19 protein-coding genes are annotated in these 20,970 nt (G+C 71.3%); 11 read left to right on the top strand and 8 right to left on the bottom strand.

Going from position 1 to position 20,970, the window contains the following annotated elements:
* Positions 1-81: 81 nt before the first annotated feature.
* Positions 82-834 carry a 7-carboxy-7-deazaguanine synthase QueE gene (locus B1759_RS07995; protein ID WP_198948786.1) on the bottom strand — a complete coding sequence of 251 codons (753 nt, stop codon included), beginning with the start codon at positions 832-834 and terminating at the stop codon, positions 82-84.
* Positions 835-959: 125 nt separating this feature from the next.
* Between B1759_RS07995 and B1759_RS07990 the strand changes: the two genes are divergently transcribed.
* The 3 genes from B1759_RS07990 to B1759_RS07980 are packed head-to-tail and all read left to right on the top strand — an operon-like array spanning position 960 to position 3,045.
* The gene (locus tag B1759_RS07990) at positions 960-1,175 is read left to right on the top strand and encodes a hypothetical protein (RefSeq protein WP_095514489.1); all 216 of its coding nucleotides are present in this window, start codon (positions 960-962) and stop codon (positions 1,173-1,175) included.
* Positions 1,175-1,558: a hypothetical protein gene (locus B1759_RS07985; RefSeq protein WP_095514488.1), complete on the top strand. Its 384-nt coding sequence runs from the start codon at positions 1,175-1,177 to the stop codon at positions 1,556-1,558. Before B1759_RS07990 ends, B1759_RS07985 begins: the two co-directional genes overlap by 1 nt.
* A 2-nt stretch (positions 1,559-1,560) precedes the next feature.
* Positions 1,561-3,045, top strand: coding sequence for an NAD-dependent epimerase/dehydratase family protein (locus tag B1759_RS07980; RefSeq protein WP_095514487.1), 1,485 nt, complete (start codon positions 1,561-1,563; stop codon positions 3,043-3,045).
* Positions 3,046-3,075: 30 nt separating this feature from the next.
* Here the strand turns inward: B1759_RS07980 and queC are convergent, their stop codons facing one another.
* A complete protein-coding gene (queC, locus tag B1759_RS07975; RefSeq protein ID WP_095514486.1) occupies positions 3,076-3,804 on the bottom strand; it encodes a 7-cyano-7-deazaguanine synthase QueC in 729 nt (242 codons plus the stop codon).
* 185 nt (positions 3,805-3,989) lie between these two features.
* Between queC and queF the strand changes: the two genes are divergently transcribed.
* From queF to B1759_RS07960, 3 genes are all read left to right on the top strand, one after another.
* On the top strand, positions 3,990-4,526 hold the full coding sequence (queF, locus tag B1759_RS07970; RefSeq protein ID WP_095514485.1) for a preQ(1) synthase: 537 nt from the start codon (positions 3,990-3,992) through the stop codon (positions 4,524-4,526).
* Between the two features lie 130 nt (positions 4,527-4,656).
* On the top strand, positions 4,657-5,721 hold the full coding sequence (mltG, locus tag B1759_RS07965; RefSeq protein WP_095514484.1) for an endolytic transglycosylase MltG: 1,065 nt from the start codon (positions 4,657-4,659) through the stop codon (positions 5,719-5,721).
* Between the two features lie 624 nt (positions 5,722-6,345).
* Positions 6,346-7,218: a sensor histidine kinase gene (locus B1759_RS07960; RefSeq protein WP_158225172.1), complete on the top strand. Its 873-nt coding sequence runs from the start codon at positions 6,346-6,348 to the stop codon at positions 7,216-7,218.
* A 30-nt stretch (positions 7,219-7,248) separates the two neighbouring features.
* Here the strand turns inward: B1759_RS07960 and B1759_RS07955 are convergent, their stop codons facing one another.
* The 3 genes from B1759_RS07955 to B1759_RS07945 all read right to left on the bottom strand — a co-directional run bounded on the left by B1759_RS07955 (position 7,249) and on the right by B1759_RS07945 (position 9,830).
* The gene (locus B1759_RS07955; protein ID WP_095514482.1) at positions 7,249-7,923 is read right to left on the bottom strand and encodes a hypothetical protein; all 675 of its coding nucleotides are present in this window, start codon (positions 7,921-7,923) and stop codon (positions 7,249-7,251) included.
* 90 nt (positions 7,924-8,013) lie between these two features.
* Positions 8,014-8,622: a response regulator transcription factor gene (locus tag B1759_RS07950; protein WP_095514481.1), complete on the bottom strand. Its 609-nt coding sequence runs from the start codon at positions 8,620-8,622 to the stop codon at positions 8,014-8,016.
* Complete coding sequence (locus tag B1759_RS07945) at positions 8,619-9,830, bottom strand: sensor histidine kinase (protein ID WP_095514480.1); 1,212 nt, start codon at positions 9,828-9,830, stop codon at positions 8,619-8,621. Before B1759_RS07945 ends, B1759_RS07950 begins: the two co-directional genes overlap by 4 nt.
* Before the next feature lie 166 nt (positions 9,831-9,996).
* On the opposite strand from B1759_RS07945, the gene B1759_RS07940 reads away from it, so the two are divergent.
* The 3 genes from B1759_RS07940 (at position 9,997) to B1759_RS07930 (ending at position 13,587) form a co-directional block, all read left to right on the top strand.
* Positions 9,997-10,800, top strand: a complete 804-nt coding sequence (locus tag B1759_RS07940) for a hypothetical protein (RefSeq protein ID WP_095514479.1) — start codon at positions 9,997-9,999, stop codon at positions 10,798-10,800.
* A gap of 203 nt (positions 10,801-11,003) precedes the next feature.
* Complete coding sequence (locus B1759_RS07935; RefSeq protein WP_095514478.1) at positions 11,004-11,747, top strand: hypothetical protein; 744 nt, start codon at positions 11,004-11,006, stop codon at positions 11,745-11,747.
* A 241-nt stretch (positions 11,748-11,988) separates the two neighbouring features.
* Complete coding sequence (locus B1759_RS07930; RefSeq protein WP_095514477.1) at positions 11,989-13,587, top strand: hypothetical protein; 1,599 nt, start codon at positions 11,989-11,991, stop codon at positions 13,585-13,587.
* 36 nt (positions 13,588-13,623) lie between these two features.
* Here B1759_RS07930 and B1759_RS07925 read toward each other — a convergent pair whose 3' ends face one another.
* Positions 13,624-15,210, bottom strand: coding sequence for a hypothetical protein (locus B1759_RS07925; RefSeq protein WP_095514476.1), 1,587 nt, complete (start codon positions 15,208-15,210; stop codon positions 13,624-13,626).
* A gap of 221 nt (positions 15,211-15,431) precedes the next feature.
* On the opposite strand from B1759_RS07925, the gene proS reads away from it, so the two are divergent.
* Positions 15,432-16,916, top strand: coding sequence for a proline--tRNA ligase (gene proS / locus B1759_RS07920; protein WP_095514475.1), 1,485 nt, complete (start codon positions 15,432-15,434; stop codon positions 16,914-16,916).
* A 4-nt stretch (positions 16,917-16,920) separates the two neighbouring features.
* Entirely contained in the window at positions 16,921-17,688 is a 768-nt protein-coding gene (locus B1759_RS07915; protein WP_095514474.1) for a hypothetical protein, read from the top strand.
* 28 nt (positions 17,689-17,716) lie between these two features.
* Here B1759_RS07915 and B1759_RS07910 read toward each other — a convergent pair whose 3' ends face one another.
* Positions 17,717-18,409, bottom strand: coding sequence for a LytTR family DNA-binding domain-containing protein (locus tag B1759_RS07910; RefSeq protein WP_095514473.1), 693 nt, complete (start codon positions 18,407-18,409; stop codon positions 17,717-17,719).
* Positions 18,410-18,495: 86 nt separating this feature from the next.
* Positions 18,496-20,922 carry an ATP-binding protein gene (locus tag B1759_RS07905; RefSeq protein WP_095514472.1) on the bottom strand — a complete coding sequence of 809 codons (2,427 nt, stop codon included), beginning with the start codon at positions 20,920-20,922 and terminating at the stop codon, positions 18,496-18,498.
* Between the last annotated feature and the right edge of the window lie 48 nt (positions 20,923-20,970).

Genomic DNA, 20,970 nt, shown 5'->3' with positions numbered 1-20,970 from the left:
TGGGCCCAGCGTGGCCCGCGCTGCGCACCCGATCGTCGTGCAGAGAAGTCGGTGGTGAGGTCCCCGTGAGCCTGGCGGTCCTCAGTCTACGCCGAGCGCCTTGTGTGTCTGCACCGAGACCCGCCAGCGTGGGTCCTGAAACACGAGGTCGAGCGCCAGCCGCGTCGCCTCCGTCAGCCGCGGGCCGTCCTCGGGCTGGAGCCAGAGTGCCCGCCGCCCCGCGTGCTCGCGGACGCGGGTCGCCATCGACGCATAGGCCTCCGGCCGGTAGTCCGGGACGACCAGCTTGAGCTCGTCGCACGCCTCCAGCGGGAGCTGAGCCTCGGGCAGCTTGGGGCTGCACACGACCCAGTCCGGGTGGTCGGCGGGGTCCTCACCGAAGGCGTCGGCGAGGCGCTGCGTGCCGTTGGTCTCGACGGCCACGACGAACCTCTCGGCGTGGAGCGCGCGGAGGAGCGCGGCGTCGGCCTGGAGGAGCGGTTCGCCGCCTGTCAGCACGCAGAACCGGACCGCCCCGCCCGCCTCGGCAGCGGCGCGGGCGAGGTCGGCGGCGGAGAGCTTGACCGCGTCCGGCGGCGTGAACTCGGTGTCGCACCAGAGCGGGCAGTCGGCGCCCGACCGGGCCGCGTCGCGCGTGCGGTCGGCCTCGAAGCCGCTCCACAGGTTGCAGCCCGCCAGGCGGACAAAGACGGCCGCGCGCCCGGCCTGGGTGCCCTCGCCCTGGACCGTCCGCCAGAGCGCCTTGACGGCGTAGCGCTTCGGCCCGGCGGGCGACGCCGCCAGTCGGGCGGCCAGCCCGGTCTCGGTCTCGACGGTCGGAAGGGAGGCACTCATGAGGCGAAGAAACGGCGTCGCAAGGGGGACCCGCACGGTCGCGTCGGGAACAGCCTCATTCTTCGATCGGCGCGAACCGGTGCGTCCGGGGCCGATACGGAGGGTCTACTTCCATCCTCCCTTCCATGGCAGACTCCCAGACCCAGACCTGGCCCGATCTCGCGATCGGCCTCTACGACAAGCTCACCGGCCGCGGCGCCGAGATCGAGTACGAGTTCGACGACTTCGACCTCCAGGTGCCCAGCGGCACCGGCGACGCCGCCAGCCACGCGCAGTGGAAGATGAACGGCACCATCCGGATCCGCACCCGGGACGCCGAGAACGGCGGCGCCGCGAGCTGATGCCGCCGCTCCGCAGGCAACTCTTCGTCGACGCCGACCTGGACCTGTCGGTCGATGGCCACCCCGTTGCGATCCGCGGCGACGGGGCACGCGTCACCATCGCCGTCGACAGTGCGGCGACGGCCTACCGACTGTTCCAGGCCCGCCGCCCCGGCCGTCACCTCGTCCGCGCGCTCACCGACACACTCTCGGCGGTCGGCGTCGATGTCGACGTGACGGTCGGTGGCCGGGCGGTGCTGGCGGTCGGGCCCTCGGCGCAGGCCGGGCGGTTGGCAAAGGCCGTCGGGCTGGATGCCGTCCAGGTCACGCCCCCTCGCGAGGCCACCTACGTGGCCGCCGGGCTGGCGCTGCTGGCCGGGTTCGTGATCGGGCTGAGGCGCTGACCGTGCTCGCCACCGAGGCGCTCGCGCCGCCATCCCCCGATGCCACCGTCCCCGATCGGCCGACCGTTGCCATCGCGGGAGCGTCCGGGTTCGTGGGCACCGCCCTCCGCCGCGCCCTCGCTGACGACTACGATCTCGTCGGCCTGACGCGCTCCCCCAACCGGGCGGCGCGGAAGGACGCCGGCGACCCGATCGTGTGGCGCCATTGTGACCTGTACTCGCTCCGCGAAGTCGAGCAGGGCCTGGAGGGCGCCGATCTGGCGATCTACCTCGTCCACTCGATGCTGCCCTCGTCCCGGCTGACGCAGGGCACCTTCGCCGACCTCGACCTGATCCTGGCCGACAACTTCGCGCGGGCGGCGAAGCGCAACGGGGTCCGCCAGATCGTGTACCTGAGCGGTCTTCTGCCCGAGGACACAGCGCATCTCTCCCACCATCTCCAGAGCCGCTGGGAGGTCGAGCGCGCGCTCGCCAGCCACGGCGTCCCCGTGACGACGCTCCGGACCGGGCTCGTCGTCGGCAAGGGCGGCTCGTCCCTCCGGATTCTGGTCAACCTCGTCCGACGGCTTCCCGCGATGCTGCTGCCGGAGTGGACGGAGTCCGACACGCAACCCATCGCTCTGGTGGACGTGGTTCGCGCATTCCGGCTCGTGCTCGGGGCGCCGGACCGCTTCGGGGGGGTTTTCGATGTGGCCGGGCCCGAGGTGATGAGCTACCGCGAGATGCTGGAGCAGACGGCCGAGGTGCTCGGCGTGCGTCGCCCGGCCTCCGGGGTGCCGGTCATCACGCCGAGGCTGTCGACGCTGTGGGTGAGCCTGACCACGCGGAGCCCTCGCGCCCTCGTGGGACCGCTGATCGCGAGCCTCCGCCACGACATGGTCGCCCGCCCGAACCGGGTGCAGGAGGCCCTGGCGCACGGGGCGACGCCGTTCAAGGAGGCGCTCCGGGAGGCGATCGCGCCCGGCGGCCGTCCCTTCCCGGACGCCCGGCACACACACCGCAAGCAGGACGACGCGACGATCCGCGAAGAGCAACTCGTCCGTTCGGTGCAGCGCTACCGCTTGCCCCGAGGCCGCTCGGCTGAGTGGGCGGGACGCGAGTACATGAGGTGGCTGGACGGGTTCGCCGGCCCCTTCATCCGCGTCCGGGTCGACGAGTCGGCGGGGCAGTACGTGGCGCGCTTCCACGTCCGCCCGCTGCCAAAGCCGGTTCTGGAGCTGACGCACTCGCCCGACCGCAGCACGCCGGACCGAGCGCTGTTCTATGTGACCGGCGGCCTGCTCGCCGATGTCGACACACGCCGCCGGGCGCGGCTTGAGTTCCGCGAGGTGCTCGGCGGGACGACGTTGCTGGCGGCCATCCACGACTTCGCGCCGCGCCTGCCGTGGGGCCTCTACCGGCTCACGCAGGCCGTCGCGCACCTGTTCGTCATGGCCCAGTTCGGCCGACACCTCGGCACGCTGGCCGACGCGTTCGGGCACGACTGAGGCCTGCGCCAGGAGGGTTTCGGTCTGCTCCTAGGGGAGGTCCACATCGGGGACCCACCCCTTCGCGACGGCCTCTGCGTGGCCCTTCGCCCGGAGCACCGAGGCGGGGTTGTCGAGCCGGCCGTAGCCCCACGCGTGGCGCTGCGTCCGGTCGCCGTGGTAGTCGGTGTGGCTCATCTCGCGGACCGTCTCTAGCACGTCCAGCCCGCGCACGGTGCCGAGGTCGGCGGCCAGCTTCCAGGTCTCGGCCTTGGTGAGGTGCATGAGCGGCGTGTGGATGCGGAGGTCCGTGTCGAGGGCCAGCGACAGCGTCTGCGCCTGGGACTCGACAAAGTCGAGGCGGCAGTCCGGGTAGCCGGAGTAGTCGGTCTGGCACATGCCGCCGACGAGGTCTGCGATGCCGCGGGTGAAGCCGAGCGAGGCGGCGGCGGTCAGGAAGAGCGCGTTGCGGCCGGGCACGAACGACGCTGGGAGGTCGGGCGCGAGCGCGTGCGCGTCGTTGGTGTCGGCGGCCTCGTCGGCGAGGAGAGCCGAGCCCGAGAGAAGGCCGGTCAGGTCGAGGACGGTGAGCGGGACCCCGGCCGCCTCGGCGATGGCGCGGGCCTGCTCGATCTCGACGGCGTGGCGCTGGCCGTAGCGGAAGGCGACGGCCTCGACGTGGTCGAACGCGCCGCCGTCAGGCGCGAGCGCCCAGAAGAGGCACGTCGTCGAGTCCTGGCCGCCGGAGAAGAGGACGAGGGCGTTCGAGGAGTCAGGCATCAGGCATCGGGGCGAGACCCGGAGGCGGCATTCGCAGAGTCGGGCAGGCGGTGGACCCGGGAGACCCGGTCCCTGATTCCTCGTTCCCGATTCCTGTTTCCTCTTTTCCCCATTCCCTCTTCTTCGCCGCGCACCGGGGCTCCGCCGGGGGCGTTGCTATCCTGCCCCGCCCCACCGCCTTCGCCATGGCCGACACGCCGACCGCGGCCGACCGCCTCGACGACTTCCACCAGCGCGCCCTCGATCACACGAAGGCCTCGCTGGCGCACATGGCGCGCTACGGCATCGAGCCTGAGGGCCGCGTCGCGCTGTTCCTCCCGCCGGACGCCCGCCAGCAGGACATCCACCGGATGCCCTACACGCACGCCGCGCGTCAGGTGGTGACGTACACGACCGAGCCCGGCGAGTTTACGGCGCTTTGCCCGTTCTCCGGGCTGCCGGACTCCGGGACGGTCCGCATCGAGTACGTGCCCGGCTCGTGGCTGCTGGAGCTGAAGAGCCTGAAGTACTACCTCATGAGCTGGCGCCACATCGGCGCGGCCCAGGAGGACATCACGGCGCTCCTCTTCGAGGACCTGATGCGCCACCTCGGCGACCCCCACCATCTCGTCGTCACGACCGACTACACGGTCCGCGGCGGCATCCACACCGTCTGCGCCGTCGACAGCCGCGACCAGCCGGCCGGCCTCGGCGCCGAGGCCGGCGGGGACGGTGCGGCCTAGCCGCATGTCGCGTTAGCCGCATGCCGCGTCCTCTCCGCCGCGTGGCAGGTCTCGCCCCGGCACCCTGGGACGGGATGGGGAGGGCGCTCCCCCTGTCTGCCAGACCTCTCGTTTCTGCGTTCCCCTCTCGATGAAAAAGCTCTTTCTCCTCGTTCTCGCCATCGGCGCCCTCGCCGCGGGTGCGGTCTGGTGGTTCGCCTTCTCGTCCAACGTCGGCGGCACCGAGCGCCACAGCGTGCGGATCCCCGAGGGGACGGGCTTCGAGGCCGCGCTCGACTCGTTGGAGTCCGCCGATGCGCTCGCCAACCGGTCCTCGATGGAGCTCTTCGGGCGGCTCACCGGCTGGGCCGACCAGGTCAAGACGGGTCACTACTACATCGAGCCCGGCATGAGCAACTGGGCCGTGCTCGACAAAATCCGGAAGGGGCTCCAAGACCCGATCCGCATCACCATTCCGCCCGGCTCGCGTCCTGAGCGGACCGCCCGCGTGCTCCGGAACCAGCTCGGCACCGACTCCACCGAGGTCGCCCGCCTGCTCCGCGACCCCGCCTTCGCCGAGTCGCTCGGCACCGACGTGGCGCACCTCCACGGCCAGATGCTGGCCGAGACGTTCGACATGTACTGGACCGACGACGCCGAGACGGCGCTGCGCCGCATCCACGAGCGCTACGACCGCTTCTGGACCGACGCCCGCCGCGCCAAGGCCGACGCCCTCGGCCTGACGCCGGACGAGGTGGTCACGCTCGCCTCGCTCGTCGAGTGGGAGGCCCGTAAGCCAGAGGAGCGCCGACGCATCGCGGGGCTCTACCTCAACCGCCTCCTCGGCCGCACGTCGGCGGGCACCATGCGCCTCCAGGCCGACCCGACCGTCCAGTTCGCGCTCATGGAGGAGGGCGGCGAGCCGCAGATGCGGCGCCTCTTCTTCAGCGACTACGCCTTCCCGAGCGCCTACAACACGTACCTCATCGACGGCCTCCCGCCCGGCCCCATCACCAACCCCTCCGACGGCACCGTCGAGGCGGTCCTGGACAACGAGTCGCACGACTTCCTCTTCTTCGTCGCCGACGGCACGGGCGGCCACGACTTCAGCCGGACCGTCGCCGAGCACAACGCGAAGGCGGCCCGCTGGAGCCAGTACCTCCAGGAGCAGACCCGCATTCGCCGGCAGCGGGAGGCGGCGGAGGCCAGTCCCTGAGCAGCGGCTTCTTGCTCACCGTGCTGGCGTCGGGCGGCCGCGTCCGTCGCTGCGACCGTGCACAGGCGATGAAGCCGAGGGAAAGGAGGTCGGTGGCCTGAGACCGGATGAGGGGTAGGACGTAGTCCTGTGGTCTCGTTTAATAGTCGGTTTCGACTGCTACATCGAGCGGTATCGGCCCCCGGGGAGGTGGGTGGCGCGGCTAGGTTGTGCCACGTCATCCCTCCAGGCTGATCTTTTTCGATGAGGCATTTGTTACGGTTCGCGACAGTCGTGGTCGTTGGACTCCTCCCCTCTGCGTCTGCCCAGTCGCCCGACTCTCTGGCCGCGCCGCCAGACTCCGCGGTCGTGCCGTTGGAGTCCCTCGTCCAACCGTACCTGCGCGAATACGGGCGGTTTGCTGGCCAAGAGGCTCTGTTCGACTGGTTCTGGGAGTTGGAGCCCAGGCAGCGCGCGGCCGGGTCCTCGCCGCACAGACGCCCTCGTGACGAGGGGGCGTCGTGGGTCCTGGGAGCAGACAGTACGGTGTGGGTGCAGCCCGCGCAGGGCGACCCCTTCCACACGGGCGCCTACTTGTTGTGGAGCCTCGGCAGGGCCGGCGCGGGGAGGCTCGGGTATGCAGACATGTACACCGAAGGCGTGGGGTACGGGTACGAGTCGGGGCGCCTCTATCCCGACGTGACCCAGAGTGCGCCTGTGGTCGGCGTTCTCGTCGTGCTTCTTCTCCTGCTCCTGGGTGGGGGCATGGGGGTCTACCGCCTGCGGAGAGCTTTGGAGCACTCGCTCGAGCAGGAGCGACGACTGGTAACGTCGAGGCGCCGGCTGGTGGAGAGCCGCGAAGAAGAGCGGATCCGACTCGCTCGCGACCTGCACGACGGCCCCCTCCAGGACATCCAGGCGCTCCGCATGCAACTCGCTGTCGCTGAGCGGAAGCGACGCGGTCGGTCGCCGAGCGCGCCGGACCGGGAAGCTGCAGACAGTCTGTCGGCCGCCGTCGAGCGGGTTCAGGGTGAACTCCTGCGGGTCGGCGCTGAACTCCGCGAGATCTCGGAAGGGCTTCGGCCTCCGGTGCTGGGCTCCTTCGGGCTCGCGCCCGCAGTGCGCGTCCTCGTAGACCGTCTGCGCACCTCCCATCCCGCGCTCGCGGTCCATCACCATCTGGAGAGCGAGGGGCGCGACCTGCCAGACCCGGTGCGACTCGCGTTCTACCGCGTCCTGCAGGAAGCTGTCAACAACGCCATCGAGCATGGCCAGGCGCAGCAGGTCCGCATCGAGTATGCGCTGGACGGCGAGCGACGGGCCCGACTCACGGTGGCTGACGACGGGGCGGGGTTCGCGGTCCCGGCCGATCTCCACGCCTTCGAGCGAGAGGGGCACCTCGGGCTCGCCGGGATGGCCGAGCGCGCCGAGGCGCTCGGCGGTACGCTGCGCATCGAGAGCGTGCCCGGCCGGACGACCATCGAGATGTCCGTTCCTCTCGGGGCCGACCCCTCCTGACCGTTGGCGCGAGTCTGCGGTGGGCCGGCGCTAGTTCTCGACCGTGTACGTGAAGGTCACCCCGTGGGGGTAGCGGAAGCGCGCTTCCACGGCGACGGGGACGTCGGTGCCCTCCTTGAACCGGACGGCCACGTCCGTGATGCCGACGAGCGGCTCGCCGAGGCCGTTCCGAATCCCTCCGTTGGGGGCGTTCGGGTCCCCCTCCCGCGGGTAGTCGATGCGGATCTCGCCCTCGGGGTCGGTGTGGAATGAGTGGCCAGGGTCGCCGCCGTCGCCGTCGCCGTCATCCCCTTCGGCGTCGGTGATGATGCTCCTCACCTGCACGTCGTCGCCCAGGATGTCTAGGTAGTAGATCTCGGCGTTCTCCGCGATCGCGAGGTTCCAGGAGAAGTCGATCCCGTACCGGGTGACGCCGCTGGCCTCCACCCACGCGTCCTGCTCGAACGTGACGATGGGAGCGCCGTCGTCGTCGTAGGTCGTCACGGAGAACGTTCCGTCCCAGGTCGAGTCGGCGTCGGCGAACGCGTACGTCAGGTCGGTGCCACTCTTGTCGAGAGGGACGATGGTCGTCTGGTGAAGCGACACGTCGGCCGGTGGGAAGGGACCGAACGCGGCGGACGCAGACGGCCCGGCCGTGTCGCAGGCGCCCAGGAGCAGGGCGACCCCGAGGGATCCAGCGAGGGCAGAGGAGAGGGAGCGTGTCATGGGAGAGATGGAGACTGTGCCCTGAGGTTCGGGCCGACTTGTCCCGTCGGCAACGGCACAGACCGGCCGTTTGGAACTGGTCGGTTCGGACTACTCCGCTCGGATCACGCCGTTGCGCCACGCCCACGCGACCGCCTCGCGGGCGCCCTGCACGTCGATCTTCGCATACAGGCTGCTGAGGTGGTTCCGGACGGTGTTCTCGGAGATGAACAGCGCCTCGGCGATGCCGCGGTTGGGGCGCCCCTCGGCGAGCAGGGCCAGCACCTCGCGCTCGCGCTCCGACAGGTGGCTCGTGTGGTCGCTGGCCGGGACCGCCCGCACGAACCACCGCCCCTGCCCGTCGGCCACGGCGCGGACGGCCTCGAGCAACATCTCGGGGGGGCGCTCCTTGGTGATGTAGCCGTCGGCCCCGGCGTCCATCAAGCCCGAGACGTACTCTGGCTCGTCGTACGCCGAGAGCGCCAGCAGCCGCATCGTGAGCCCCTCGGCGCGGACGGTGCGCGTGACCTCGACCCCGCTCATGCGCGGCATCTCCATGTCGAGCAGGGCCACGTCGGCCGGGACGGTACGGATGAGGTCCAGCGCCTCGGCGCCGTCGCCGGCCTGCCCGACGACCGACAGGTCAGGCTCGCCGTCGAGCAGATCGCAGACGCCGCGGCGCCAGAGGGGGTGGTCGTCGGCGACGAGGATGCGGATCATGCGGGGATCGGGGTGGAGAAGACGGAAGGTGGAGCGGTGACGAGGACGCGGGTGCCTGCGCCCGGGCGGGTGTCGACGGCGAAGGTGCCGCCGATCGCCTCGGCGCGCTCGCTCATGCCCGCCACGCCGAGGTGGCCCTCGCGTTCGAGGTCGAACACGGCGTCGGGCATCGTGAAGCCGGTGCCGTCGTCCTCGACGACGAGGCGGACGCCGTTGTGCTCGCGGTAGGTCACCGTGACGCGGTGCGCCCGGCCGTGCACGGCGGCATTGTTGATCGATTCCTGGACGACGCGGTAGAGCGCGATGCGTGCCGCTTCGCTGAGGCGTGTCCCATCGGCCTGAAGGTCGAGGTCGATGGTCAGGTCCGGGTGGGTCTCTCTCGCGCGCGTGGCCAGCGTCCGCAGCGCGGCGGCCAGCCCGAACGGCCCCAGCACCGGCGGGCGCAGTCCCTCGCTGACGCCGCGCAGTTCGTGGACGACGCGGAGCAGGTCCGCCTGCACGGGGTCGAGCGCCGCGTCGGCGAGTGGGGTGCCCCGCTCGACCGCCCGCTGGACGACGCCGAGCCGCATCCGGAGGGCCTGGAGGTCCTGGAGGGGGCCGTCGTGGAGGTCTCGCGCGAGGTGCATCCGCTCGTTCTCACGGCTGTCCGCGAGGCGCCGCCGCGACTCGGCGAGTTGGAGGCCCCGCTCGGTCGCCAGCCGGAGCCGTCGCCAGAGGCCGTAGATGACGGCGAGCACCAGCAGCGGCACGAGGACCAAGAGCGCGAGCGCGAGGCGCTGCGGGAGGCCGCTGTTGATGTAGATCAGAAACTCGCCCGCCTCGACCCCCCACCCGACCCCCTTGGGACGACTCTCACTGTACTTGAACTCCTCGTTGATCGTGCGGCCCATCTTGTAGGGTAGGTACGCATCGAGGCGGAGGGTCTGGCCGTCGGGGCCCTGGATCCATACTGTCGAGTCGCGGTCGAGCACGTAGTAGATCCCGCGCTCGCCGGTGGGGTCGGTGTGCGGGTTGACGAGGCGGCTCCCGCTCATGGGCTGGTTGCGGTCGACCCATTCGAAGAAGGCCCCGATGTCCGCGAACGGCCCGTCACGCTCGGCCGCCTCGGTGGCCGAGAGCACGGCCCCGCGCGCGAGCGCCGAGTCGGAGGCGGCCTCCACAGATCCCGTCTGGAGGGCCGCGGCGAGCAGGAGAGCGAGCAGGGGCATCGATACGGGAGGGCAGGAGCCGAAGGTATCGGCAGAGTCGGCCAGCGCGGGAGTCGGTTCGGACCCCCCCGAAATGGGTCACTGAGGTGGCCGGGGACGGTCGGTGCGGGGGACGCGAAGCGCGGCAGGGCCGGGCGACCATGGGGGCTGACATCCTCACCACCCGATGCGCTTCTTCACTCTCTTCGTGGCCCTCCTGCTGGCCGCGCCTCTCGTCTCCGGCTGCGCCGACGGCCTCGTGACCGACGGGGCCGACGCCGCCCTGGCCCATGCCGGGGAGGACCCGCCGAACCCGCACGACCCGCCGAGCGCTGGGGCGCGGGCTCTCGACTGTGCCAAGATCGAGGGCCAGTCCCCCGTCGAGCCAGGGGCAAGCCACAAGTACATGCTGGATCTGTCGGCGTGTGGCCCGTTCCTCAGCAACACCTTCTCGATCTCGGGGGACGGCACCATCACCGGGATCTTCGCCGGGTCGCCAGGAGCCGAGGAAGTCATCGGCGCGGCGGCCGATTCCACGCCGAACGGCTCCTTCGTCCTTACCGCGGCCTTCTGCTATGGCCTCGTCGACGACTCGACCTGCCGTTCGCTCACCAAGACGGTCGCCATCACGGGGCCGCCGCCGACGGAGACCTACGATCTCGCGCTCGACGCGACTGCGTTGGCCGACCGCGTCGACGTGGCCTGGGACCCGGCTGAGGTGGAGCCGACAGCCAACTTCTGCCGCATGCAGGTCAAGCACACCCTACGGCTAGACGGGTCCACCGTCGACAACCGCTACGAGACGGTGAACTGCGCGAGTGGCGCCTTCGTGGATCTGGGCCATCAGAGTACGTCCTCGCAGGTCGACTTCGTGACGTACACGCTCCAGACGTACGAGGTGGCGGGCCAGAGCCCCAGCCAGTCGATCGACTTGCTTCAGTCGGCCTCAGGGGGCGTGTTCGCCGTTGAGAGCAACCCCGCAGCGATGTAGGCTGCCGCATCGCTCGTCTGCGCCCCCGCCGACTCGGTGTCGGCGGGGGCGCTCGTGTGGATCGGCGGCAGAACGGCTTCCTGTGACGAGTAGTCGGTTCTGACCGGCTCGAACGGCCGCTTCTTCCGCATGCCAACGGGATCGACGGCTCAGGCACACCGGGGCACGGCGTGCGAACCTGAGAACTCACTCCCACCGCTCCCATGCGTCCCCTCGCCCTCTTCGCGGCCCTCTTGCTGGCTGCCCCCCTCTTCTCCGGCTGCGCCGACGACTTCGTCGCCGACGTGCCGGCGGCATCGGCCGTCGAGGCCAGCGCGATGCTGGACTGTGCGCGCTTCAGCGGCCTCCAGACCGTCGACCCCGGCACCCAGAATGCGTACTCGTTCGACTTCTCGGACTGCGGCACCGAGATCAGCAACACGCTCTCGCTCTCGGGCGATGCCTCTGTGGTCGCCGCCGACTGTGCCACGTCGCCCTGCTCCTACCTCCTCGTCCAGGCGGGGAACGTCCCCAACGGGTCCTACACCCTCACGGCCGACTTCACGTACCAGAACGGCGGCACCCAGACGACGCGCCAGCTGTCGTACTCCGTCTCGATCACGGGTCCGCCGCCGCCGCCGACCTACGACCTCGTCCTCTCGGTCACCCCGCAGTCCAACAGCGTCCTGACGACGTGGGACCCGACCGAGGTGGACCCCCAGGCCTCGCTGTGCCGGATGCAGGTCCGCCACTACCAGCGGGGTGGCGTCCTGGTCGACGATCGCTACGAGACGGTGAGCTGCACCAGCGGCACCTTCACGGACCCGAGCCACCGCAGCACGACGTCGCGGTTCGACTTCGTGGAGTACACCCTCCGGACGCTCAAGGTCATCGGGGGCGTCTCGCGTCCGCAGCAACTCCAGGAAGCCGCCCGCACGGTGTACGCCGTCGAGGCCGAGATCGAGTAGCCGCTGCTGAACTGGGGACGGTCTGTGGATGCTCTGTGGTAGAAGCTCTGCGGACCGATCCCCGCTCCGGTGGGGGCGAGCCTGACCTCGCCGCCCCCTGTGCGCCCCTGCCACCCGGCGGGGGCGCACGCGTGTCTGGGCACCTCGGCGAGCGCACCGAGACGGGAGGGCACCGCGCGCAGACGCGCCGCGTTGGGGCCGGGGCTAACCCCGTCCGGGGGACCCGCCGATACTGCCCGTCATGAATTCGGTCCTCACGCTCGCCGCCGCCCAACTCCGGGCCGACCTCCGCCACGGCCGCACGGGCCGTCGGGGCGCCGGCCGTCTCATGACGACCATCGCGGCGTACGGCTTCTCGGGCGTCGTGCTCGCCCTCTCGCTGGGGGAGGCGCCCGCCACGGCAGCGCTCTTCGTAGGGGGCAGCTTCGGGATCGTGCTGGCGGCCTTCGGGGTCGTCGGCTCGTACGACGAGCTGATGGGCCGGCCCCGTGACAACGCGTGGCTGGCGACCCTGCCCGCAACGGAGCGGCAGCACTACCTGGCCCGGCTGATGGGCATCGGGACGTATGTGGCACTGATGGTGGTCGGCATCGCGGTACCGGTCGCCCTCCGAACGGGGGTCGCGCACGGTCCGGCGCTGGGTCTCCTGGTGGGCCTCGGGATCGGCGGGGCGACGGTCTGGACGGCGCTGCTCGTGCTGGCAGTGCTGTGGACGTTCACGCTCACGCTCCCCTCACGCGCGCTCCGCACGTCGCTCTCGGTCACGCGAACGGCGCTCATCGCGGCCCTCGTGCTCGGCTTCCAACTCGTCGGCACGTCGACGGACGCGCTCGCCGCGCCGTGGTGGCCGGGGGCCTGGATCGCCGACGTGCTCGGCGGCGAGGTGACGGTCGGCATCGTGGTGCTGGGCGTCTCCCTGATGGTGTTCGGCATCGCCTTCGGCGGGCTCTTCCCGTACCACTACTTCCGCCTGCTGCGCCGCCTGGCCGACGGGACCCGCCAGGAGGGCGCGCGGACCCGCCTCGGGCGCCAGATGACGGCACCGGAGCGGTGGGCCGTTCCGAACGGTCCCATCCGGGCAGCCTACGGTTTCGCGACGGCCGCCTTCGCCGACGACCGGCTGGTGCGGGGAAGGCTGTGGCCCGCGGCGCTGCTCCCGGCGGGGTTCGTCGTGTATGGCTGGCTCGTCGGCGGCCTCGGCAGCATGGTCGGCGCGGGGGAGGCCGGCGCGCTCGAGGGGACGCTGAACGTGCTCCAGAACCCGGCGACGCAACTCCACCTGTCGGTGCTCGTGGTCCTGCTGTTCTGCATCCAGACGCTCGTCCAGACGCTCCAGACATCGGACCACGCGTCGGCGGCCTGGGTGTTCGGCACGCTGCCCGAGTCGCGGCCGCGCGTGGTGCAGCTCGGGGCGCAAAAGGCGCTGACGTGGCGCGTCCTGTTTCCGCTCCATGTGGGGATGGCGGTGCTGCTGGCCCTCTCGATGCCCGCCGTGGCAGCCCTTCTCCATGCGGCGTTCTGGTTCGCGGTCTCGGCCGCCGTCTCGCGGGTGGTGGCGGTCGCCCACAAGACGCCCCCGTTCTCGAGCCGGGGCGACCGATTCAATGCCATGTCGCGGTTCGGGCCGCTGCTGTTGTCGATTCCGGCGGCGATCGCCGTGATGATCCTTCAGGTGTGGGCGTTCACGAGCGTCGGCCGCGCGCTCGCCGTCGTGGTCGGCATCCTGATGGCCTCCGCGCTGGTGGGCGAAGTCGTCGTCCGGTGGCCGCGCCGCCGCCCCGTTCGGCGTGCCGAGGTGGGCGCCCCGACCGTTTACACAGAAGCGGCCCCCGCCGGGTAGGCAGGGGCCGCAGGTCGTCGGGTCGGATCGGGCAGGTCAGTCGTCGTTTCCGCCGCGGCGCGAGGACCGGCTGCCCGACGAGCGGTTGCCCGAGGACCGGCTCTCCCGACGCGGTGCGGGGGCGGGCCGACTCTCCCGACGCGGGGCAGGAGCGGGGCGGCTCTCCCGTCGCGGGGCGGGAGCAGGGCGGCTCTCCCGTCGCGGTGCGGGAGCGGGCCGACTTTCCCGACGCGGAGCCGGTGCGGGTCGGCTCTCGCGACGAGGCGCCGGTGCCGGGCGCGACACCTCACGGCGCGGGGCCGGACGCTCCGTCCTCGGGGAAGGCGCAGGGCTCGTCTCGCGGCGTGGGGTCGGGCGCTCGTCGGCCCGGGTGCGGCGTGGCGTCTCCGCACGACGGGTCGGTTCCGGACGCGTGGTGCGCGTCGGCGTATCGGAGCGCGTCACCGGGTCTGCGGTCCGGGGCGCGGTCCGGCGGACGGGGTTAGTGCTCCGCGTCGGGGCAGCCTCGCGCGTCGGGCGGGAGGTCGTTGGGCTGGCCGTGCCAGTGCGGCCGGGGCCGGTCGAGGTCACGCCGCCGGTGCGGGGGATCCGGGCCGGACGGTCGCTCGCGACGTCGCGGTCAGGCGAGGTGCGGGTCACGCGACCGGTCGAGCGCGTGATGCCGCGGTCGGTGGAGGGCCGGGGCAGGCGGGCCGGGGCGAGGCCGCGGCGCGCGGGCTGCCGCGAGGGGTCCGTCGAGGACTGTGCGATGGGCGACGTGCTGGTGCCCGGCAGTCCGCGGACGCGGCTCCGGCGACCGTCGTCGCCGCGGTCGTGGCGGTAGTCGTCGTAATAGGCGCGGTTGCGAGGGCGGCCGTAGTAGCCGGGGCCGTAGTAGCCCGCGCTCGCATAGCGGCCGTCGTAGTACCCGTCCGAGTAGCCGTGGCCATAGCTGCCGTATCCGCCCCATCCCCATCCGAAGCCGACCGAGACGTAGACGCCGGGGCCGTAGCTGTAGTACGGGTCGTAGCCCCAGCCGTAGTACGGGTCGTAGTAGCCGTGATACCCGGCGTAGTACGGGCTGTAGGCCCAGGCCCGGCGGTGGCGCCACGTGGGGTACCAGCCGTAGCGCACGTACGGGCGGTACGTGGTGTAAGGCCGGTAGTACATGTAGGGCGACGGGTAGTACGCCGGGTCGCCGTAGCGGTAGTAGTCGGCGTAGTAGCCGCCGTAGTAGACGTCGTCGTCGGCGCCCTGGCCGTAGTCGTCGAGGTCCTCGGCGACGTCCTCGTAGTAGGTCGTGCCCTCGTCGTCGTAGTAGTAGCGGCCCACCGTGATGGCGTCCGGGTCGACGGCGCCTTCTTCCTCGTCGTAGTAGCCGAGCGGGACGGCGCCCGAGGCGATGTCCTCGGCGGCGGGGACATCGACGATAGCCGTGTCCCCATACGGGTTGTCGGGGATGTCCATCGTGGCCGCGAGGCCGACGCGGGCGGGCCCGGCGGTGTCGGCCTGGGCGACCGGGGCGCGTGCGGTGCGCTCAGCCTCAGGGCGGGAGGACGCACAGCCAGAGAGCGCTGGCAGGCCGACCAGGCCGACAGCGGAAAGAACGAGGACGGCGAGCCGTCGGGAGGAGTGAGCGCGCATGGCAGGGGAGACGTCGGTGCGGAGGCCGCGCGAAGAGGGAACGGTGGGACCGGTCGCACCCGTGAGCCCGGGTATATTCGTCGGCCCGTGTATAGAGAGCCGCGCCCTCCATGGGCGAGGTAACGCCGCCAAGGAACGAGCGATCCCCGGGGCTCACACACGGTCCGCACACGAAAGGTACACCCGCGCATCCCCGCGTCCCGTCCCGGACGCTTTGCCCCATGGCCGAGTCGATCACCCCCCGCGCCACCGACTACGCTCAGTGGTACCAGGATGTCATCCGGGCGGCCAAGCTCGCCGAGACCTCGCCCGTGCGTGGCTCGATGGTCCTCCCCCCCAACGGCTACGAGCTGTGGGAGAACATGCAGCGCGGCTTGGACGGCATGTTCAAGGCGACCGGCCACCGCAACGCCTACTTCCCGCTCTTCATCCCGAAGAGCTTCCTGGAGAAGGAGGCCGAGCACGTGGAGGGCTTCGCCAAGGAGTGCGCCGTGGTGACGCACTACCGCCTCAAAGAGGTCGACGGCGAGCTGATCGTGGACCCCGACGCGAAGCTGGAGGAGCCGCTCATCGTGCGGCCCACGTCCGAGACCATCATCTGGGACACCTACTCGCGCTGGATCCAGTCCTGGCGCGACCTGCCCCTGAAGCTCAACCAGTGGGCCAACGTCGTCCGCTGGGAGATGCGGACGCGCCTCTTCCTGCGCACCGCCGAGTTCCTGTGGCAGGAGGGCCACACCGCCCACGCGACGGAGGCCGAGGCGGTCGAGGAGACAACCACGATGCTCGACGTGTACGCCACGTTCGCCGAGGAGTGGATGGCGATGCCCGTCATCAAGGGCGTCAAGACGGCCTCGGAGCGCTTCCCCGGCGCCGTCGACACGTACTGCATCGAGGCGCTGATGCAGGACGGCAAGGCGCTCCAGGCGGGCACGAGCCACTTCCTCGGGCAGAACTTCGCCAAGGCCTTCGAGTGCACGTTCCAGAACGCCGACAACGAGGCGGAGTACGTCTGGGCGACCTCCTGGGGCGTGTCCACGCGACTCATCGGCGCGCTGATCATGACCCACGGCGATGACCAGGGCGTGATTCTGCCGCCCAAGCTGGCGCCCATCCAGATCGCCATCGTGCCGATCACGCGCAAGAACGACGACAACACCGAGGTGCTAGAGGCCGCCGAGGGCATGCGCGACGCGCTCACCAAGGCGGGCTACCGTGTTGTGCTGGACGACCGCGACCAGTACCGGCCGGGGTGGAAGTTCGCGCAGTACGAGGTCGAGGGCGTGCCGATCCGGCTGGCCGTCGGGCCGCGGGACGTCAAGAACGGGACGGCCGAGATGGCCCGCCGCGACACGGGGGAGAAGAAGTCCGTCAGCGCGCGTGAGATCGTGCCCGCCATCCGCGAGGCGCTCCACGACATCCAGCAGGGCCTCTACGACCGGGCCTACGCCTTCCGCCGCGAGAACACGCACGTCGTGGACTCCTACGACCGCTTCAAGGAGGTCATGGACGCGGGGGGCTTCGCGCTCATGCACTGGGACGGGACGGCCGAGACAGAGGCGCGTGTCAAGGAGGAGACGAAGGCGACCATCCGCTGCCTGCCCTTCCCCGGCCAGTTCCCGGGAATCGACACCGAGGAGGCGGGCACGGACCCGGTCAGCGGGGCGCCCGCCGACCGGCGCGTGGTCTACGCCAAGTCCTACTAGGCCGGTGCGAGGTTCGAGGCCGTCGACGATCTCCTCTCTCCCGGCATCGGGGGACGGGGCCTCTTCGGCGTCCCCCTCGGCGCCGAGGCCGGGGGGGCTGGACCCGCGCGCGCGCGGCTACCGGCTCGCGAACGCGGTCTCGTACTTCCTCAACCCGCTCATCTTCCCGCCGATCGCGTTCACGCTCATCGACGCCCACTTCGGCGCCGGGCCAGGCGAGGTCGTGTGGACGTTCGGCGTGTCGATCGTCTTCTTCTGCCTCGTGCCCCTGTTCTACGTGATGGGCATGATTCGCGCGGGGCGTGCTGAGAGCCTGGAGGTGCGCGACCGTGCCGCCCGCCTCGGGCCGCTGGTGGTGGGCATCGTGTCGTACGCCATCGGGGCGCTGCTGCTGTGGCGGACCGTCGAGGGGCCGGCGCTGCCGCTGATCGTGGCGTTCGCGGCCCTCTTCCCCATCAACACGGCGCTGCTGCTGCTCATCAACACGCGCTGGAAGATCTCGCTCCACATGTCGAGCCTGGCGGGCTTCGTGGGCGTGCTCCTGTTCACCACGCTGACCGTCTGGCGCGACCTGCCGGCAGGCGTCGAGGCCGCCCTCACGCTGGCGACCGTCGGCCCGCTGGTGGTGCTGGTGCCGCTGCTGATGTGGGCGCGCGTCCGCGTCGGGGCGCACACGCGGGCGCAGGTGATCGGCGGGGCCCTCTTCGGGTTGGTCGTGCCGCAGGCCCAGCTCTGGTGGATCGTGTACCACTGGCTGGATCTGGTGGGGTAGGGCCGAGAGCAGGCCCCGGCACCGGAGGCTACGTCTGGAGGCGGTCCAGCAGGGAGGCCCGGTGCGACGCGCCGACAGGCACACGCTGGCCGCCGATGACCACCGCGCGGTCCAGCACCTGCTCGATCCGGTCCAGGCGGGCGATGTGGGACCGGTGGATGCGGACGAAGGGCGCGGGGAGGCGCTTGATCATCCGGGACATGGTTTCCTGGACCCGGATGTCCGGGCCGTGGAGGCGGATGTAGTCCCGCTCGGCCTCGATGCGGTCGACGCGCCGCAGGTCGACGCGGACGAGGGCGCCGCCGGAGCGGACGTAGACCGGCCCGTCCGGGAGGGCTCCGTCGTCGTCGGTCGGAGGTGCGACTGCCCGCTCGGCTGCGCGCAGCTTCCGCACCCGCTCGACGGCTTGCTCGAACCGCTCGAAGGCGACGGGCTTGAGCAGGTAGTCGGCCGCGCCGAGGTCGTAGGCGTCGACGGCGTAGCGCTCGCGCGCGGTGGCGAGGACCACCTCGCCACGTTGGACGAGGTCACGGGCGAGGTCCAGGCCCGATCCGTCGGGCAGTTCGATGTCCGAGAACGCGACGTCGAAGGGAGCCCGGGCCGCCTGCCGCGCCCGGCTGGCGTCCGCGACGGAGGCGGCGATCTCCAGCCCCGCCCGGCGGGCGTGGGCCTCCATCACCGCGCGGGCGACGGGGTCGTCTTCGACTATGAGGCAGCGCATGAACGGGGTGGGATGGCACCAAACCTACTCTGGCTCCCGACCCAACGTTGTCGGACAATGTCTGACTCGGGAGCCTCTGCAGGAGTTCACGCGGTCGCCCGGGAGGGGGCGAAGGCGACCTGCGGGTACAGTCGGGCCAGCTCCTCGGCGGCGGCATGGAACTGCCTCTCGACGAGCGGGGCCTTGGACGACACCGTCACGCGGTCTCCCTGGAGCGCGGCCTCGGCCAGCCGGCCGGCGGACGCCGCCAGAGTCGACGCACCCACGTACCCGGCCTGCCCCTTCATCACGTGCGCGTGTGCACTCAGGGCGTCCAGGTCTCCTGCCGAGGCCGCCTCGGCGACCGCCTGGGCGGTCCGCCGGCCGTCGGCGAGGAACAGGCCGGCCACCTGGGCGGCGAGCGTGGGGTCGCCGTTCGTGTAGCGAGACAGCTCGTCGGGATCGAGGACGGGCTCGGGAGCCGGCTCGTCCAGCGGCAGCGTGCGCCCCGTCCAGGCGGCGATGCGCTCACGGAGCACGGGAGGGTCGAAGGGCTTGAGCAGGAAGTCGTCGAAGCCGACCGCCAGCACGTCCTCATGCTGGGAGGCGAGCACGGAGGCCGTCAGCGCCAGGATGGGGAGCGTGTCCGAGTCCACCGCCAGCACCTCGCGGATGTATCGCGTCGCGGCGATCCCGTCCATCTCGGGCATCTGGAGGTCCATCAGCACCAGGTCGATAGGCTCAGCGTCGACGACGGCGCGGATCGCCTCGCGCCCGTCCCGGGCCTCGGACACGATCACGCCCCAGTTCTCCAGCACACGCCGGGCCACGAACCGGTTGGTGGCGTTGTCCTCCACCACCAGGATGCGGACCCCCGTGAGGTCGGACGGTACGGCGGGTGCCGAGGCCGTCTGCGGGGCCGCCTCGGAGGCGGCCGGAAGCCCGGCCCACAGGTCGGCGCGGAAGGTGCTGCCCTCGCCCTCGACGCTCTCCACCGTGATGTGCCCGTCCTGCCGCTCGACGAGTTCCTTGACGATGGCGAGCCCCAGGCCGGTGCCGCCGAACCGGCGCGCGGCGTCGCTGGCGGCCTGCACGAACGGGTCGAAGATGGCCGCCTGGCGATCGGCCGGGATGCCGACTCCCGTATCGGCCACCTCGATGTGGAGGCGGGCCCCCTCGGCCTCGCGGTCGGCGCGGACCGTGACGCGGACGCTCCCGTGCGAGGTAAACTTGACGGCGTTCGAGGTCAGGTTGAGGAGCACCTGGCGCAGGCGCGTCGGGTCTCCGAGGAGGGTCGGGGGGAGGTCGGAGGCGACCGTGACCTGCAGCAGGATGCCCTTCTCCCGGGCGCGGGCGTAGAGCATCTGGCGGACCTCCTCGACGACCTCGGCCGGGGCGTAGGGGATCGTCTCGATGGGGAGCTGCCCGGCTCCGAGGCGGGCGAAGTCGAGCAGGTCGTCGATGAGCGAGAGGAGGGTCCCGGCGGCGGTCGTGACGCCGTCCAGCAGGCCCGACTGGTCGGCCGAGAGTGGCGTCTGGCCGAGCAGGTGGCCGAGGCCGAGGACGGCGTTGAGCGGCGTCCGCATCTCGTGGCTCATGTTGGCCAGGAAGCGCTCCTTGGCGCGGACCGCCTCGGCCTGGGCGCGGACGGTGTCCGCCTCGCGCTCGCGGGCGGCCTCGCGCTCGGTCACGTCGCGGACGAACCCCAGCATGCTGGGGGCCTCGCCCTGTGCCGCCACCGGGCCGCCGACCGTCTCGCCGAGGAACGTCGTCCCATCGGCGCGGCGGTACTCGACGAGGTAGGGAGCCCGGTCGAGCGTCGCGTCCGCGCGGAAGCGGACCGCGCCCTGGTGTTCGAAGTCTGCGGGACGGGCGTAGAACGCCCGCGTCGGCTGGCCGATCGCCTGCTCGGCCGGGCACTCGAAGAGTCGCTCGAAGGCCGGGTTGACGTACTCGATGATGCGGTCGGCGTTGGCCAGCACGACGGCGTCGGGGGCCGCGTCCAGCACCCTCGCCAGCCGGTGCTCGGAGCGATGCCGGGCCTCGCTGTCTCGCATCCGCCCGACGGCCGTGCCCACCCAGGATGCCAGCAGGCGGATCAGGTCCGCGTCGGCGTCGGAGAACGGGGTCGTCCGCGCGACGACCGAGGTGAAGCACAGCGTGCCGTAGAATTGCCCGCTGACGGTGACCGGCGCGCCGATGTAGGTCTCCATGCCGTACTGCGCGTAGCACGCGTGCCCGGCGTGGACGCTCTGCCCCATCGCTTCGATGCAGACGACGTCACCCGAGCGGGCTGTGATGGAGCAGTAGGTGTCCGGAAATGCAAACGTCGCGCCGGGAGAGAGTTCGCCGCTTTCGTCGTACACCGCCTCCACCGTGTACATGTCTCCCTCGATCCGGCTGAAAATGCCGAGTTCGAGGTCCAGGAGCGAGGCCGTCCGGGACAGAACCCGGTGGAGCATTTCGTCAAGCGGTAGCCCCGAAAGGGCTGCGATCTCACGGAGCAGGCCGATCTGTGCGTCGTACGGGACCATTCAGGACAAGCAGGGTGGTGGGATGCAGGGGGGTGCCCACAAAGAACA

Source organism: Rubrivirga sp. SAORIC476 (assembly GCF_002283555.1).
In the GTDB taxonomy this organism is placed as follows: domain Bacteria; phylum Bacteroidota; class Rhodothermia; order Rhodothermales; family Rubricoccaceae; genus Rubrivirga.
The sequence above is the reverse complement of the archived record's forward strand: the minus strand, read 5'-3'. Positions and strand labels throughout refer to the sequence as shown.

Coding starts and splice junctions, on each gene's coding strand:
- proS (WP_095514475.1), top strand. CDS start 15,432: ATGGCCGAGTCGATCACCCCCCGCGCCACCGACTACGCTCAGTGGTAC.
- B1759_RS07905 (WP_095514472.1), bottom strand. CDS start 20,922: ATGGTCCCGTACGACGCACAGATCGGCCTGCTCCGTGAGATCGCAGCC.
- queC (WP_095514486.1), bottom strand. CDS start 3,804: ATGCCTGACTCCTCGAACGCCCTCGTCCTCTTCTCCGGCGGCCAGGAC.
- B1759_RS07930 (WP_095514477.1), top strand. CDS start 11,989: ATGAATTCGGTCCTCACGCTCGCCGCCGCCCAACTCCGGGCCGACCTC.
- B1759_RS07995 (WP_198948786.1), bottom strand. CDS start 834: ATGAGTGCCTCCCTTCCGACCGTCGAGACCGAGACCGGGCTGGCCGCC.
- B1759_RS07955 (WP_095514482.1), bottom strand. CDS start 7,923: ATGACACGCTCCCTCTCCTCTGCCCTCGCTGGATCCCTCGGGGTCGCC.
- B1759_RS07935 (WP_095514478.1), top strand. CDS start 11,004: ATGCGTCCCCTCGCCCTCTTCGCGGCCCTCTTGCTGGCTGCCCCCCTC.
- B1759_RS07910 (WP_095514473.1), bottom strand. CDS start 18,409: ATGCGCTGCCTCATAGTCGAAGACGACCCCGTCGCCCGCGCGGTGATG.
- mltG (WP_095514484.1), top strand. CDS start 4,657: ATGAAAAAGCTCTTTCTCCTCGTTCTCGCCATCGGCGCCCTCGCCGCG.
- queF (WP_095514485.1), top strand. CDS start 3,990: ATGGCCGACACGCCGACCGCGGCCGACCGCCTCGACGACTTCCACCAG.
- B1759_RS07945 (WP_095514480.1), bottom strand. CDS start 9,830: ATGCCCCTGCTCGCTCTCCTGCTCGCCGCGGCCCTCCAGACGGGATCT.
- B1759_RS07990 (WP_095514489.1), top strand. CDS start 960: ATGGCAGACTCCCAGACCCAGACCTGGCCCGATCTCGCGATCGGCCTC.
- B1759_RS07940 (WP_095514479.1), top strand. CDS start 9,997: ATGCGCTTCTTCACTCTCTTCGTGGCCCTCCTGCTGGCCGCGCCTCTC.
- B1759_RS07925 (WP_095514476.1), bottom strand. CDS start 15,210: ATGCGCGCTCACTCCTCCCGACGGCTCGCCGTCCTCGTTCTTTCCGCT.
- B1759_RS07960 (WP_158225172.1), top strand. CDS start 6,346: ATGTACACCGAAGGCGTGGGGTACGGGTACGAGTCGGGGCGCCTCTAT.
- B1759_RS07950 (WP_095514481.1), bottom strand. CDS start 8,622: ATGATCCGCATCCTCGTCGCCGACGACCACCCCCTCTGGCGCCGCGGC.
- B1759_RS07985 (WP_095514488.1), top strand. CDS start 1,175: ATGCCGCCGCTCCGCAGGCAACTCTTCGTCGACGCCGACCTGGACCTG.